Raw genomic sequence first — 14,156 nt, forward strand, 5'->3', positions numbered from 1 at the left:
AATCATATCATAATAATAAAATATAAAGAAAATAAATGGAGCTAAGCGGAATCGAACCGCCAACCTTTTGCATGCCATGCAAGCGCTCTCCCAGTTGAGCTACAGCCCCGTTATCAATATCCTCTGTTTCTCTGTTTTATATAAAAAATAATCCCGATGATATTTTTGCGCTTTTATTGAATAACAATAACTATTAAAACTCCATATTCTAGCCGATATGACCTTAACGTCATAATTAAAATAAGTATATGCACAACAGTTATTATTTTTATATTCCCATCTAATACTATGTCGAAATATAGCGTATAGCCTGATCAATACGCTCTAATACGCGAGACTGGCCAATTGCATGCACGGTAATACTGAGCGTTGGTGAACAATTTGTTCCAGTTAATGCTACACGAAGCGGCATACCTATTTTATCTATGCTAGTATTAAATTCATTGACGGTTTCTATAATTATAGATTTAATAATCTCTGGTGTCCAATCAACTATATTACTGAATTTTTTTCTTAAAAATTTTAATGGTGTTATCGAAACAGGTTTTAAATAATCTTTGGCTGCCTTATTATCGAATAAATCAAAATCTATATAAAAATATAGACAATTATTTACAATTTCTTTTAATGTACGTGAACGTCTTGCAAATAATTTTATTATATCAGTTAATTTTGGACCATTTTGTATATTGATTTTTTGCTGATGCATATGCCATGATAAATGGGAAGCTACGTAGTCTATTGGTAAATGATTAATATAATAATGATTCAACCAAAGTAATTTTTCAAGATTTAAAATACTAGGAGATTTGCTAATTCTACTCAAATCAAAATATTTTATCATCTCTGCAATACTAAAAATTTCTTGATCTCCATGCGACCATCCCAATCTTACCAAATAATTAAGTATTGCTTCAGGGAGAAATCCATCATCACGATATTGCATAATACCCAATGTTCCACAGCGTTTTGACAATTTTTTTAAATTATTATCTAATATCATTGAGACATGAGCATACGTTGGTATCGGAGCTCGCAATGCTTTTAAAATATTAATCTGACGCGGAGTATTATTAATGTGTTCTTCACCTCGTATGATATGAGTAATTTGCATATCCATATCGTCTATTACAACGCAAAAATTATACGTTGGAGAACCATCGGCTCTGCGAATAATTAGATCATCTAATTCTTTGTTATTAAATGTAATTGTACCTCTGATTTGATCATGAAATATTACTACGCCGTCCTGAGGATTACAAAAACGTACCACATAAGAACTAATACAAGAACTATATACATCCGTAGATTTAAAACGACAATAACCATCATATTTAGGTTTTTCTCCGTTTTTTATTTGATTTGATCGCAACGATTCTAATCTTTCTGATGAACAATAACACTTATAAGCCATATCATGTTGAATCATATAACTTATTATACTATTGTAACGACTAAACCTATTAGTTTGAAAATAAGGACCTTCATCCCAATCTAAATTAAGCCAATGCATCCCTGCAACAATCAGCTCAACTGTATCATCTATAGAACGTTGCAAATCAGAATCTTCTATACGTAATAAAAATTTACCACCTTGCTTTCGAGCAAACAACCAAGAATACAAAGCAGTGCGAATATTTCCAATATGTATGGAACCTGTAGGACTGGGTGCGAATCGAGTTTTAATATTCATAAAAATTAAGTACCTGACTGTAGATAATCATTAAATTTTCATTTAAGTCAATACAAAATGAAATTTGATTTTCACATTAATAAAATACAATTAAAAAAATCTCTATTTTTATAAAAACCCATTGACTCGTATCAATGAATCCATATAATTCAATTCAACAGAAAAGGTGATTAGCTCAGTTTGGCAGAGCATCTCCCTTACAAGGAGAGGGTCGGCGGTTCGATTCCGCCATCACCTATTTTATCGTTCTAAATTTTAATTGGGGTCGTTAGCTCAGAAGGTAGAGCAGTTGACTTTTAATCAATTGGTCGCAGGTTCGAATCCTGCACGACCCAAAAATTGTTTATTTTCTATCACACTAACAATTTCATCGACTACTAAGTAATCAGCTTAATATCCACTACCTCTAAACCAAAGCTCCCTATTTTAAAATGAATACATTTATTTAAAATAGGATGTAAACAACAAAAACTCTCTTAAAAAACAGTTAACATGTATCCATTGCCCAATTTAAATTTGCATCCTTTTAATTGTTAATCATAGATATCGCTAATATACACAACTCTAATTTTGATATACCTATAATTTTTTAATCTTTTAAATTCTCATTTTCATGTAATAACATGTAACTGAATACCAATAGCCGGATCAATTAAATCTTGAACATTTTTTAAATTGTCTGGATTTCTGAAAAAATGATATATATTATTAGCTATAATTGGCCCTACATATTTCAAATTTGATAATGATTGTAAATCAGCAGCGGCCAAATTTTCTATAGTTTTATATACAATAGCTAAATTACTAGCTACTGTTTCACCTACACCATAAATACCTAGCGCATATATAAAACGAGCCAAAGTAATTTTTTTAGAATCCTCGATAGACCTTAATAAACGTTCAATATTTTCCAAACCAAAGCCCTCTAAACAGAGTAACTTATTTTTGTTTAAACGAAAAACATCAGATGAAGTAAATATTAAACCTTGATTAACTAATTGATCAATAATTTTATTTCCCATTCCATAAATGTTCATTGCTTTTTTAGAAACAAAATGCTCAAGTGTTGCCTTTCGTTGAGCAAGGCACGATAATCCGGCCGTACAGCGTAATATTGATTGATTATGCCATGTTTTAATACGAGACCCACATACCGGACAAAATCGGGGTAATTCTATAGTTTTTACATGATCGGTACGTTCTGATAAAATTACTTCTACAATTTTAGGAATCACATCGCCAGATCTTTGTATACGAACTATATCGCCAATCATTAATCCAAGTCTTTTAACTTCATTGATGTTATGCATGTTTACTTTTCTAATTGTAACATCAGAAATTACAATAGGCTCTAAATAAGCTATTGGAGTAATAATACCTGTTCGCCCAACTTGGAAAATTACGTTATCTACTTTAGCAGAACTTACTGCCGAAGGAAATTTATAGGCAAGAGCCCAATGCGGTGCTCTAGAGCCATAACCTAATTTACTCTGATATGTGCAACTATTTACCTTAATAACTATTCCATCAATGTTAAATTCCAAATTAGATCGTATTGTCTTTATATAAGAATAATATTCTAATACTTTATTAACTCCACTAATTAAGCGGATATAATTATTAATCGGTAAACCCCAATTTTCACATAATTGTAATCGTTCCCAATGACTATCTGGTAATTCCTTTTCTCCGCAATAGTTACTAATGCCATAACAATAAAAACTTAATGGGCGCGTGGCTGTAACACTAGGATCTAACTGACGTAAGGAACCAGAAGCAGCATTTCGCGCATTAGAAAAAGGTTTGTTGCCTTGTTGTATCGTTATTTTGTTCAATTTTAAAAAACATAATTTAGATATAAATACTTCTCCTCTAATTTCTAACAAATATGGTAATTTACCATATTTATTAGAATCTATTTTTAAACACATGGGTACTGAGCGAATAGTGCTTATATTTTCAGTAACATCCTCTCCGATTTTACCATCACCTCGAGTTGCCGCATAAATTAATTTCCCTTCTTTATACAATAAACTCACTGCCACCCCATCTATTTTTAATTCACAACAATATGACATAACATGATTAGCATGTAGTTTAATTTTTATTCTTTTATCAAATGACAACAATTGAAACGATGCAACGATACTATTTAAAGATAGCATTGGCACCTTATGATGTATTTTTTTGAAATTATATTGAGACACACCTCCTATACGTTGAGTAGGAGAACTTTCTGTAATCAAATGTGGATAAATTTGTTCCAACTGATTCAGTTTTTCTAACATCGCATCATACTTTTCATCGGATACTGCAGATTCATTTTTTGTATAGTATAAATATTCCCAATGACGTAATTTTTTTCTTAATTTTTGTATTTTTTGTTTAACAAATTTCATAATATAGATATCCCAATGATATGGGTTGCGATAATTAATTCATATTTAAAATCGTTATTTTTATTTACACGTGATTTAACATTTTATAATAAAAATATCTTCAAACATATAGTTGTTTAATGTGATCACTGTTTAAATATCAACAACACCAATTAATTGTTATGAATTATCTATATCGACAAGATGACAGAAATATTATTGAATATACGTCTATAATTAATGCATAATAGCTAATTTTATTCTAATATTTATATCAGAATAAAAAATTTACATTTTTATTTGATCCAAACTATATATAAAAGATATTCTATACCACAAACTCATCATTATAGTGATGCATAACACTTGAGGAATTATTAAATATGTATAAAATTTATCAAGATAATTCTTACACTATTGGTCATACTCCATTAGTCCGTCTTAATAATATTGGCAATGGTCATATTGCTGTTAAAATAGAATCTAGAAATCCTAGCTTTAGCGTTAAATGTCGTATTGGCGCTAATATGATTTGGGATGCAGAAAAAAGAAACTTATTAAAATTAGATACGAGACTTATAGAAGCAACGAGTGGTAATACTGGAATTGCTCTAGCTTACGTAGCGGCCGCACGACATTATAAATTAACTTTAACCATGCCGGAAACCATGAGCGTTGAACGTCTTAAATTAATTAAAGCTCTAGGAGCCGAAATTATATTGACAGAAGGATGTAATGGAATGAAAGGAGCCATTGCTAAAGCAGAAGAAATTGTTGCTGCTGATCCTAAACATTATTTATTATTACAACAATTTAGCAATCCTGCAAATCCAGAAATTCATGAAAAAACCACAGGACCTGAAATTTGGAATGACTCGGACGGACAAATAGATGTATTTGTAGCTGGAGTTGGTACAGGAGGTACTATCACCGGAGTTGGACGATTTTTCAAACATACCAAAAAAAATAAAAAAATTATTATCGTGGCAGTAGAACCAGAAGAATCTCCAGTCATTACCCAGACGTTATCAGGTCAAAACATAAAACCAGCGCCACATAAAATCCAAGGTATTGGTGCTGGTTTTGTTCCAAAAAATCTCGACTTAACTTTAATTGATCATGTAGAAACAGTAAGCATAGATGCAGCTGTTAGCTACGCTAAATATTTAATGGAAAAAGAAGGAATTTTAGCTGGAATTTCTTCGGGCGCCGCATTAGCAGCAGCGGTACAACTACAAAAAAACAAAGCCTATACTGATAAAAATATAGTAGTTATACTTCCATCGTCTGGTGAACGATATTTAAGTACTGTATTATTTTCAAAGTTATAAAAATAAATTTTTATTTTCTATTAACATTCAAAAAAATAGAAAACATTCATGTACGATGTTTTCTATATTTATTTTTACATAAATAAAAACAATTTGTATATTTTATTTATTGCAGAATTTATAATAATATTGAATTAATTACATTATGTAAATAGAATACTATCTTTTTAAGACATTAAAAATCAGGAGATCCGATGAAAAAATATCTTTAATACATATTCTATTGTGAATGTGATATACATGAAAAAGAAACAAAAAATTAATAAATTATTTATACGTATAACAGTATCATTCGCCTGTGTTTCATCAATAAAAATATTTAATTTTAGTAAATTTACATGAAAATAATATTTTTATCATATTGTTAAATTAAATGGAGATAAAAATGTATCAACAAGAAACTATAATCACTGCTTCCAATGGTTTACATACTCGTCCAGCTACTCAATTTGTAAAAGCAGCAAAAAAATTTAATTCTGAAATTACAGTAATCTCTAACGGGAAAAAAGCAAGCGCTAAAAGTTTATTCAAACTACAAACACTAGGTTTAAGCAAAGGATCTATAATTGTTATTTCTGCCGATGGCGCGGACGCAAAACAAGCAGTACAACATTTAATTGAGTTTATTACTGAACTCAAATAAATACAATATAATCAATCAATATTTGAATAATTACACTATTTATAACTCTAATGAAGGTAGAATTATGATTTCAGGAATTTCAGTATCACCTGGCATCGCCTTCGGAAAAGCGTTGCTATTACAAGAAAAAAAAATCATTATCAATTTAGAAAAAATCAATATTGGCACTATTGAACAAGAAATCAATCGATTTCTTTCTGGACGTTCCGAAACTTCCAAGCAATTGAAAGAAATTAAAAATAAAGTAAAAAAACAGTTAGACTCTAAAAAAGAAGCTATATTTGAAGGCCATATTATATTGCTAGAAGATGAAGAACTTGAACAAGATATTATTACTCTTATTAAAGAAGAATTATTCAGCGCTGATGCCGCTGTGCATTCAGTAATTGAAACCCAAGCAAAAGCTTTAGAACAACTAGAGGATGAGTATTTAAAAGAACGTGCTACTGATGTACGAGATATTGGAAATCGTTTATTAAAAAACATTCTAGGAATTCCAATTATCGACTTAAATTCTATTACCGAAGAAGTGATCATTATTGCAGTAGATCTTAGTCCATCAGAAACTGCACAATTAAATTTAAAAAAAGTTTTGGGATTTATTACTGATGCCGGCGGAAAAACTTCACACACCTCTATTATGGCTCGTTCTTTAGAACTACCAGCCATCGTAGGAACTGGTATAATTACAAAAAGAGTATCCAATGGAGATTGGATAATACTCGATGCCTTAAATAATAAAATTTACATCAATCCAACCCCAAACATCATCAAAAATATAAATACATTAAAAAAGAAATATATTTCTGAAAAATATGAGTTAACTAAATTAAAGAATCTCCCAGCTATTACTCTCGACGGGCGTCAAGTACGAATATGCGCTAATATCGGTACGATACACGATATAGTTAGAGCTAAAGAAAACGGAGCTGAAGGAATAGGATTATATAGAACTGAATTTTTATTTATGAATCGTAATTCATTCCCCACAGAAGAAGAACAATTTAAAGCTTATAAAAATGCCGCTGAATCCATGATTAACGAATCTGTAATCATACGTATTATGGATATTGGGGGTGATAAAAATTTACCTTACATGCACCTCCCAAACGAAGAAAATCCATTTCTTGGATGGCGCGCAATTCGCATTATGTTAGACAGAAAAGACATATTACATACTCAATTACGCGCTATCTTACGAGCTTCCTTTTTTGGTAAATTGCGCATAATGTATCCTATGATTATTTCAGTAGAAGAAGTAAAAACTTTAAATACAGAATTAAATTTTTTAAAAACACAATTACGTCAAGAAGGAAAAAAATTTGACGAAAATATTAAAGTAGGTGTCATGATCGAAACTCCTGCTTCTGCAATTATCGCTCATCATTTAGTTAAAGAAGTGGATTTTTTCAGTATTGGAACTAACGATTTAACTCAATATACACTTGCAGTAGATCGCGGCAACAAATTAATATCTCATCTATATAATCCCATATCTCCGTCTATTCTAATATTAATTAAAAAAGTAATTGAAGCTTCACATACTGTAGGGAAATGGACAGCTATGTGCGGAGAAATGGCAGGAGATGAACGTACTACTCTACTATTACTGGGAATGGGATTAGATGAATTTAGCATGAGCTCTATATCTATTCCACACATAAAAAACATAATCCGTAACGCATATTATCGCGATGCAAAAAAATTGGCACAAAAAGCATTGAACTATTCAACCACAGAATCATTAATGCATTTACTTACACATACACATGTGTCACATAATATACAAAAACTATAAAACTATTCTTTTGTCAAAAACCATTATGATAGTAAACATATAATTTAAGAATAAAAATTTTTTATAATTTTATAAATAAATCATCGTATAGTTTATTTGAAAAAATTAAACCTAATCCTATATCTACATTTTATACACAAATAAAATAACCAATATAACGTATAAATAAAAACAATCTATTTCATAAATAGAATCAGGAATAATATAATATATACAAAAAATTTTTTAATTGGCTATATATCTTCTTACAACATATTTTAAAATCTGATTACTCAGATAGCTGAGTACCACAAAATCCACAAACAAAAACCTAACTCTTATAACATGAAAATTATCAACGATCTACACACACTATCTATACAAAAACTATGCTCTAAATAAACCACACATTTAAAAAACAATATTTACTACTAATTAAATAAATTACAGAATCTCAAAAAAACATTAATTACAACACTATTTCTCCTGAATATAATCGTGCATTACGTCCGCTTAAATAACAATATGCACCGCATTCTGGAACACCAAAAATATCTTTAATTCCTAAAATTATAGTCAATAAATCTTGATGCCATCCTAAAGGCTCTACACTTAATTGCCAATAATAACCATGCAAACTAACATTCACAATCTTAGCTGGTAATGGATAAAGCACATTATGCTCTTTGCTCATATCCATCTCCCACGGACGAAAAAATAATTCTACTTTTCCTTGTAAAGCTGGAATATACGGTAAAGACCAATGATAAGACCCAATAAATAATTCCGATCCACACACTACTCCTTGTAAACAATTCACTTCACTTATAAACTCTAAAACAAAACGAGTGGCCGGCACACACCAAATATCCTTAGGTGTACCTATCTGCTCAATAACTCCTCGATTCATCACTACTATTCTATTAGCAACTTCCATAGCTTCTTCTTGATCATGTGTAACGAAAACACTAGTGAATTTAAATTCATTATGTAACTTACGAAGCCAACGACGCAATTCTTTTCTAACTTGTGTATCTAATGCACCAAATGGTTCATCTAACAGTAAAATTTCTGGCTCAATTGCTAAAGAACGAGCCAGAGCTACACGTTGCTTTTGACCCCCAGAAAGTTGAGTAGGATATCTATTTGCCAAACGTTCTAATTGAACCATGCTTAATAATTGCGTAACTTTTTTGCTAATTATATGAGAATTTGGACGTTTATGGCGTGGCAACATTCTTATTCCAAAAGAAATATTATCTGATACCGTCATATGACGAAACAAAGCATAATTTTGAAAAACAAAACCAACATGGCGATCACGTGCGCTAAGATGGCTAACATCTTTACCTTTAAAACGCAAACAACCACTATTATAATGTTCTAGGCCAGCAATAATACGTAGTAATGTGGTTTTTCCAGAACCGGATGGTCCTAATAACGCTATTATTTCTCCAGATTCAATATGTAAAGAAACATTAGTCAAAATTTTATCATGACCAAAAAATTTCGTGATTCCATCTATCTCAATGCTCATTTCTTATCCTTGATCATAATATTAATTATTACGTTTTAAACGACTTTGTAAATAATGTTTAATAAACAACATAAGAATTGAAATACAAGCTAATAATGATGCCGCAACAAATGCGCCTACAGTATTGTAATCTTGATATAATAATTCTACATACAACGAAACAGTATATGTTTCACCCCGTATTAACCCTGATACTATAGATACTGCTCCAAATTCACCAATAGCACGAGCATTAGTAAGAATAGCCCCGTATAACAAAGCCCAACGAATATTTGGAAAAGTAACATAACGAAACATCATCCAACCAGATGCTCCAAGAAGTATCGCTGCCTCGTCTTCCTGTCTTCCTTGATTCACCATCATAGGAACAAGCTCATGCACTACAAAAGGACAAGTAACAAAAATAGTAACTAACACTAATCCTACCCATGTGAATATTATTTGTATATTATGCAAATCCAACCAACTTGCTATTGCATTATTATTTGCATAAAGCAATAAATACAATAATCCAACAATTACTGGAGAAACAGCGATGGGTATATTTACTAATATATACAATAACTGTCTTCCATAAAATTTAAAACGAGTCACCAACCAAGCCATTAATACACCAAAAAATACATTAATAGGTACCGTAAATAACGCTATGATAACCGTCAAAAAAGTAGCATGTATCATATCTTGATTTATTAAATTTACTATTACTATTTTTAGACCTTCTGAAAAAGCAGATACAAAAATCACAATTAAAGGAACTAACAACAACATCATTGATATAAACATAGTGAAACCAATTAAAATCCATTGGTTCCATGTAATACTACTGTTGAAATTATTATTGTAATTTCTATTGACATAATTATTCAACATGCTGATCATTAGGATCCCTTAAACCTCCGGTTTATTCGTAATTGAAACATACTAGTAAAAAATAATAATAATAAAGAAATAATTAAAATTACAGAAGAAATAGCACTGGCAGCTGGATAATCAAATTCCTGTAAACGAATAAAGATAATTAAAGAAATAACTTCATTTTTCCAGGCAACATTTCCAGCTATAAAAATAACCGCACCAAATTCACCTAAACTTCGAATAAACGACAACACTACACCATACAACCAAGCTGGTGCCAATTCTGGAAAAATTACATTACAAAAAATTTGCCAATGATCAGCTCCAAGAGTTTCTGCTACTTCTTCGTATTCTACAGTAAACTCTTCTAGTACCGGTTGTACGGTTCGTACTACAAATGGAATACTTGTAAAAATCATAGCAATAGATATACCTATCCACGTATACGATACTGTGATGCCGAATTGAGATAACCAAGACCCATACCAACCTGACGTTGAAAACAATGTTGCCAAAGTTAATCCCGCCACCGCAGTAGGCAAAGCAAAAGGTAAATCTATTAACGCATCTAATAATTTCCGGCCAGGAAATTGATATCTAGTTATTACCCATGATACTAACAGCCCAAATATAGCATTAAATAATGTTGCTGTCCCGGCAGCTAATAAGGTGATTTGATAAGAAACCAATAATGCTGGATCTGTAATTACATCCCAATATTGAGAAAGACTCATCTGAGATAATTGCATAACTAACGCACTTAAAGGTAATAATAGAATCAAACAAACAAACAATAAACTTCCGCCCAGTGCTATACCAAACCCAGGTAAGGTATGTTTAGATGAAGAAAATAACATCAACGATGCCCTATTGATAACAATTGATCTAATTCACCGCCCCGTTTAAAGTGAGTATCCATAACAGTATTCCAATTACCAAATTGATCTTCTATTCTAAATAATTGACTCCCAGAAGATCCATTCAGATATATTTGAGCAATGTCAGTTGTATTGACGCGATACCCAAACTTAGTAATAATCTTTTGTGCTGAAGGAAGGTATAGGTAATCTAAATAAGCTCGTGCTACATCTTTGGTTCCATTTCTAATGACGTTTTTATCTATCCAAGTCACTGGAAATTCTACCAAAACATTCGGAGTGGGTATAACAATTTCATAATTATTAAATCCATATTGACTTAAAACTAATTTTGCTTCAGATTCAAAATTAATTAGTACATCTCCTTGATTACGATCAACAAAAGTAGAGGTAGCAGCGCGTCCTCCAGTATCAAATACCTTTACATTTTTTAAAAATTTTTGCATCCAAATTCGAGTTTGCTCTATATCTCCGTCGCTATTTTTTAAAAAACAATTCCAAGCCGATAAATAAGTATAACGTCCATTACCAGATGTTTTAGGATTAGGAAATATTATTTTCAACCCTTCATTCGTTAAATCATACCAATTATAAATTCCTTTTGGATTGCCTCGTCTCACCAAAAAAGCCATAGTTGAGAAAAATGGCGAACTATGATGTGGAAATCGATCTTGCCAATTTTTAGGAATTAAGCGTCCGCGATCACACAAAATTTGTACATCTATCACCTGATTATATGTCACCACATCCGCGCGCAGTCCCTGTAATATAGCCATAGCTTGTCTGGTAGATCCTGCATGAGATTGACGAATAATTAATTCATCTTCAGGATGAAGATCTTTCCAATATTCGATAAAATCAGAATTAATCTTTAAAAACAATTCTCTAGACACATCATAAGAACTATTTAATAAAATAGTTCCATGTATTGGAGCGCAAAAAACACAGTACAATAATGCTGTCACTTTAATTATTTTTAAAACAGTATGCATAATAATCATATATATCCGAATACAAACATACCTACTCAAAATAGAGATTTTCCTTCCAGTTGATAGAACACATTATATAATACATGCATCATTAAGACATAAACTGCACGCAAATTTGTACTTGCACACAAGTTTTGTAACCAATTATTAATTGAATGAAATTTAAATCAAGCATATTTGATTAATTTTGTCTATACTTCTCTCTGTAAAAATACTACCATATTCAATATTATAATTTATAATAAAATATAGTAATATTATCTTTTTTTTAAACTATATAAAAGATCTTACATAAAGACATAAAGATAATTTAGAAAATGATTTCTACATATAAATATAGATATTTTCGTTAAATCGAATTAAAACCTAAAATAATTCTCAATATGATCATATCAATAACTAAAATTTAAAAAATTAAAACAAATAATTCTGTTGCAATAAATTATTTATGTAACAGATGATTATCTTTATGTATTAATATTTTCAATTAATTTTATACAATTTAAGCGATGCTTATTATGGTTAATACTACAATAAAATTTGTGATGTACTATAATTGTAATCTAAACAAAATAGCCCGTTGCAAAAGAAAAATAAAAAATAATTATTTTAAATAAATTCAAATATTATTTTTTATTATTAATTAATTATGTACTACACAACATATAATTATCTTATGAAAAGATCATACAATATAAAAAATTAAACCGCTTATATAATCTTACATTCCATTACACATGACATAATAACACTCATTCTTTAGAATCATTGCTTATGATGTATTATATGTAATGATAATTAATTACGTACTATAATATACTTGTGTTACACTCTACAAAATAAAACCTCACGAACTTAACGTTTAAAACGTTACTGCAATCATAATAATCTTTGCAACTATATAATAAAATTACAATCAACATTAAATTATGATAGTAATTTTTACTATTTTAATACAATCACCTGACATACAAATGTACGCACATTAATTAATAGAATATTGATAGACATACAATGTATACATATCTCACCTTGAGATATGATAATACAACTTATATAATATATATATTATATATACATTTTTTAATAGAAATAAAACATATAATAAATAATATTTATGATCATAAACATATTTTACTTTATGAATTTAAAATGATTATAAATATCGTTAACATTACCCAATTATAATACGTAATACGGAGTCAGTAGTGAATCCATCAAGTAGTTTAAGAAAAATTTCCGTAATTGTAGAGAATATCAAAAATATTGACACCATTCGGTATTACTATCCACATAATAATACTATTACTAATCCACTTCTTATTCTAAAACCATTTTTTTTTAGTTCTCATTACAAATTAATTGAATATATAATAATTTATACTATAAAAAAATATGATGTTACATTTATTAGTACAATTAACACAATAAATAAGTTACAAACTTATATCGACACTAAAATTTTAGACAATATTCCAAGATATGTCTTCATAAAAATGGATATAATATCTTCTTCTAATAAATATTTTAGAATAAAAAAACACCACAGATTTATCGCAATTTATAAAAATAAAAAGACAGATCCAGTGTATTTTATTATCAAAATCACTATCAATTGGAAAATCATAAAAAAAACAACAGAATTTCAAAAAAACAATATCCAAATTAATTTAACATTTTTACTATCTTTATATCAAAAATGCACATGTACCAAATTAAATCTATGTTTTATTTATCCATTTATAAATCTTATTTACAACTGGTATAGTCAATATGTACTATTCAGTATTTATAATCATCCTAACATTATACAAAAAATAAATAAAAATTATTTTAACCATAATAAATATTACGAAAAAAATATTTCTATCAATACTAATTTATATACAGATAATCCAATAATGGTTACAGATGAATATGATTGCTTAACAAATGTTAAGAAATTACTCAAGAAACACAATCAATTAATCTTGCATACACAGCCTATCAAATTTGGTGTACTTTCTTTTTTAAATAAAAAATTTAATAAACCTATTTCTGTGTATAAATTTAACTATTAAAAAATAACA

Annotated in this window: 10 protein-coding genes and 3 tRNA genes; 6 read left to right on the plus strand and 7 right to left on the minus strand. The window is 29.5% G+C overall.

What is annotated here, in order from left to right; genetic code table 11:
* Window positions 1–36: 36 nt before the first annotated feature.
* Both BCHRO640_RS02585 and gltX read right to left on the minus strand, forming a co-directional pair.
* A tRNA-Ala gene (locus BCHRO640_RS02585) sits at window positions 37–109 on the minus strand.
* A gap of 177 nt (window positions 110–286) precedes the next feature.
* Window positions 287–1,693 carry a glutamate--tRNA ligase gene (gene gltX / locus BCHRO640_RS02590; protein WP_015344749.1) on the minus strand — a complete coding sequence of 469 codons (1,407 nt, stop codon included), beginning with the start codon at window positions 1,691–1,693 and terminating at the stop codon, window positions 287–289.
* A gap of 164 nt (window positions 1,694–1,857) precedes the next feature.
* Here gltX and BCHRO640_RS02595 point away from each other — a divergent pair.
* Both BCHRO640_RS02595 and BCHRO640_RS02600 read left to right on the plus strand, forming a co-directional pair.
* A tRNA-Val gene (locus tag BCHRO640_RS02595) sits at window positions 1,858–1,931 on the plus strand.
* Between the two features lie 24 nt (window positions 1,932–1,955).
* Window positions 1,956–2,028, plus strand: a tRNA-Lys gene (locus BCHRO640_RS02600).
* Window positions 2,029–2,304: 276 nt separating this feature from the next.
* Here the strand turns inward: BCHRO640_RS02600 and ligA are convergent.
* Window positions 2,305–4,092 carry an NAD-dependent DNA ligase LigA gene (gene ligA, locus BCHRO640_RS02605; protein WP_015344750.1) on the minus strand — a complete coding sequence of 596 codons (1,788 nt, stop codon included), beginning with the start codon at window positions 4,090–4,092 and terminating at the stop codon, window positions 2,305–2,307.
* 362 nt (window positions 4,093–4,454) lie between these two features.
* Between ligA and cysK the strand changes: the two genes are divergently transcribed.
* The 3 genes from cysK (at window position 4,455) to ptsI (ending at window position 7,843) form a co-directional block, all read left to right on the plus strand.
* Complete coding sequence (gene cysK / locus BCHRO640_RS02610) at window positions 4,455–5,402, plus strand: cysteine synthase A (protein ID WP_015344751.1); 948 nt, start codon at window positions 4,455–4,457, stop codon at window positions 5,400–5,402.
* 385 nt (window positions 5,403–5,787) lie between these two features.
* On the plus strand, window positions 5,788–6,045 hold the full coding sequence (locus BCHRO640_RS02615) for an HPr family phosphocarrier protein (protein WP_015344752.1): 258 nt from the start codon (window positions 5,788–5,790) through the stop codon (window positions 6,043–6,045).
* Window positions 6,046–6,109: 64 nt separating this feature from the next.
* The gene (gene ptsI / locus BCHRO640_RS02620; protein WP_015344753.1) at window positions 6,110–7,843 is read left to right on the plus strand and encodes a phosphoenolpyruvate-protein phosphotransferase PtsI; all 1,734 of its coding nucleotides are present in this window, start codon (window positions 6,110–6,112) and stop codon (window positions 7,841–7,843) included.
* Between the two features lie 448 nt (window positions 7,844–8,291).
* On the opposite strand, the gene cysA is transcribed toward ptsI, so the two are convergent.
* Genes cysA through cysP form a run of 4 tightly spaced genes read right to left on the minus strand, consistent with a single transcriptional unit; the run spans window position 8,292 to window position 12,096 of the window.
* Entirely contained in the window at window positions 8,292–9,359 is a 1,068-nt protein-coding gene (cysA, locus tag BCHRO640_RS02625) for a sulfate/thiosulfate ABC transporter ATP-binding protein CysA (protein WP_015344754.1), read from the minus strand.
* Between the two features lie 21 nt (window positions 9,360–9,380).
* Window positions 9,381–10,241 (minus strand): sulfate ABC transporter permease, encoded by an 861-nt coding sequence (locus BCHRO640_RS02630; protein WP_015344755.1) that lies wholly within the window; start codon window positions 10,239–10,241, stop codon window positions 9,381–9,383.
* Window positions 10,241–11,074: a sulfate/thiosulfate ABC transporter permease CysT gene (gene cysT, locus BCHRO640_RS02635; RefSeq protein WP_015344756.1), complete on the minus strand. Its 834-nt coding sequence runs from the start codon at window positions 11,072–11,074 to the stop codon at window positions 10,241–10,243. The genes BCHRO640_RS02630 and cysT overlap by 1 nt, the downstream gene beginning before the upstream one ends.
* Window positions 11,074–12,096: a thiosulfate ABC transporter substrate-binding protein CysP gene (cysP, locus tag BCHRO640_RS02640; RefSeq protein WP_015344757.1), complete on the minus strand. Its 1,023-nt coding sequence runs from the start codon at window positions 12,094–12,096 to the stop codon at window positions 11,074–11,076. Before cysP ends, cysT begins: the two co-directional genes overlap by 1 nt.
* A gap of 1,199 nt (window positions 12,097–13,295) precedes the next feature.
* On the opposite strand from cysP, the gene BCHRO640_RS02645 reads away from it, so the two are divergent.
* Window positions 13,296–14,147 carry a transaldolase family protein gene (locus tag BCHRO640_RS02645; protein ID WP_015344758.1) on the plus strand — a complete coding sequence of 284 codons (852 nt, stop codon included), beginning with the start codon at window positions 13,296–13,298 and terminating at the stop codon, window positions 14,145–14,147.
* The last annotated feature ends 9 nt before the right edge of the window (window positions 14,148–14,156 follow it).

The sequence above is a fragment of the Candidatus Blochmanniella chromaiodes str. 640 genome, assembly GCF_000331065.1.
Classification (GTDB): Bacteria; Pseudomonadota; Gammaproteobacteria; order Enterobacterales; family Enterobacteriaceae; genus Blochmanniella; species Blochmanniella pennsylvanica.

Bases quoted from the DNA above. Each gene is read 5' to 3' on its own strand.
- cysA (WP_015344754.1), bottom strand. From the start codon at position 9,359: ATGAGCATTGAGATAGATGGAATCACGAAATTTTTTGGTCATGATAAA.
- BCHRO640_RS02615 (WP_015344752.1), top strand. From the start codon at position 5,788: ATGTATCAACAAGAAACTATAATCACTGCTTCCAATGGTTTACATACT.
- cysK (WP_015344751.1), top strand. From the start codon at position 4,455: ATGTATAAAATTTATCAAGATAATTCTTACACTATTGGTCATACTCCA.
- BCHRO640_RS02630 (WP_015344755.1), bottom strand. From the start codon at position 10,241: ATGATCAGCATGTTGAATAATTATGTCAATAGAAATTACAATAATAAT.
- cysT (WP_015344756.1), bottom strand. From the start codon at position 11,074: ATGTTATTTTCTTCATCTAAACATACCTTACCTGGGTTTGGTATAGCA.
- ptsI (WP_015344753.1), top strand. From the start codon at position 6,110: ATGATTTCAGGAATTTCAGTATCACCTGGCATCGCCTTCGGAAAAGCG.
- gltX (WP_015344749.1), bottom strand. From the start codon at position 1,693: ATGAATATTAAAACTCGATTCGCACCCAGTCCTACAGGTTCCATACAT.
- ligA (WP_015344750.1), bottom strand. From the start codon at position 4,092: ATGAAATTTGTTAAACAAAAAATACAAAAATTAAGAAAAAAATTACGT.
- cysP (WP_015344757.1), bottom strand. From the start codon at position 12,096: ATGATTATTATGCATACTGTTTTAAAAATAATTAAAGTGACAGCATTA.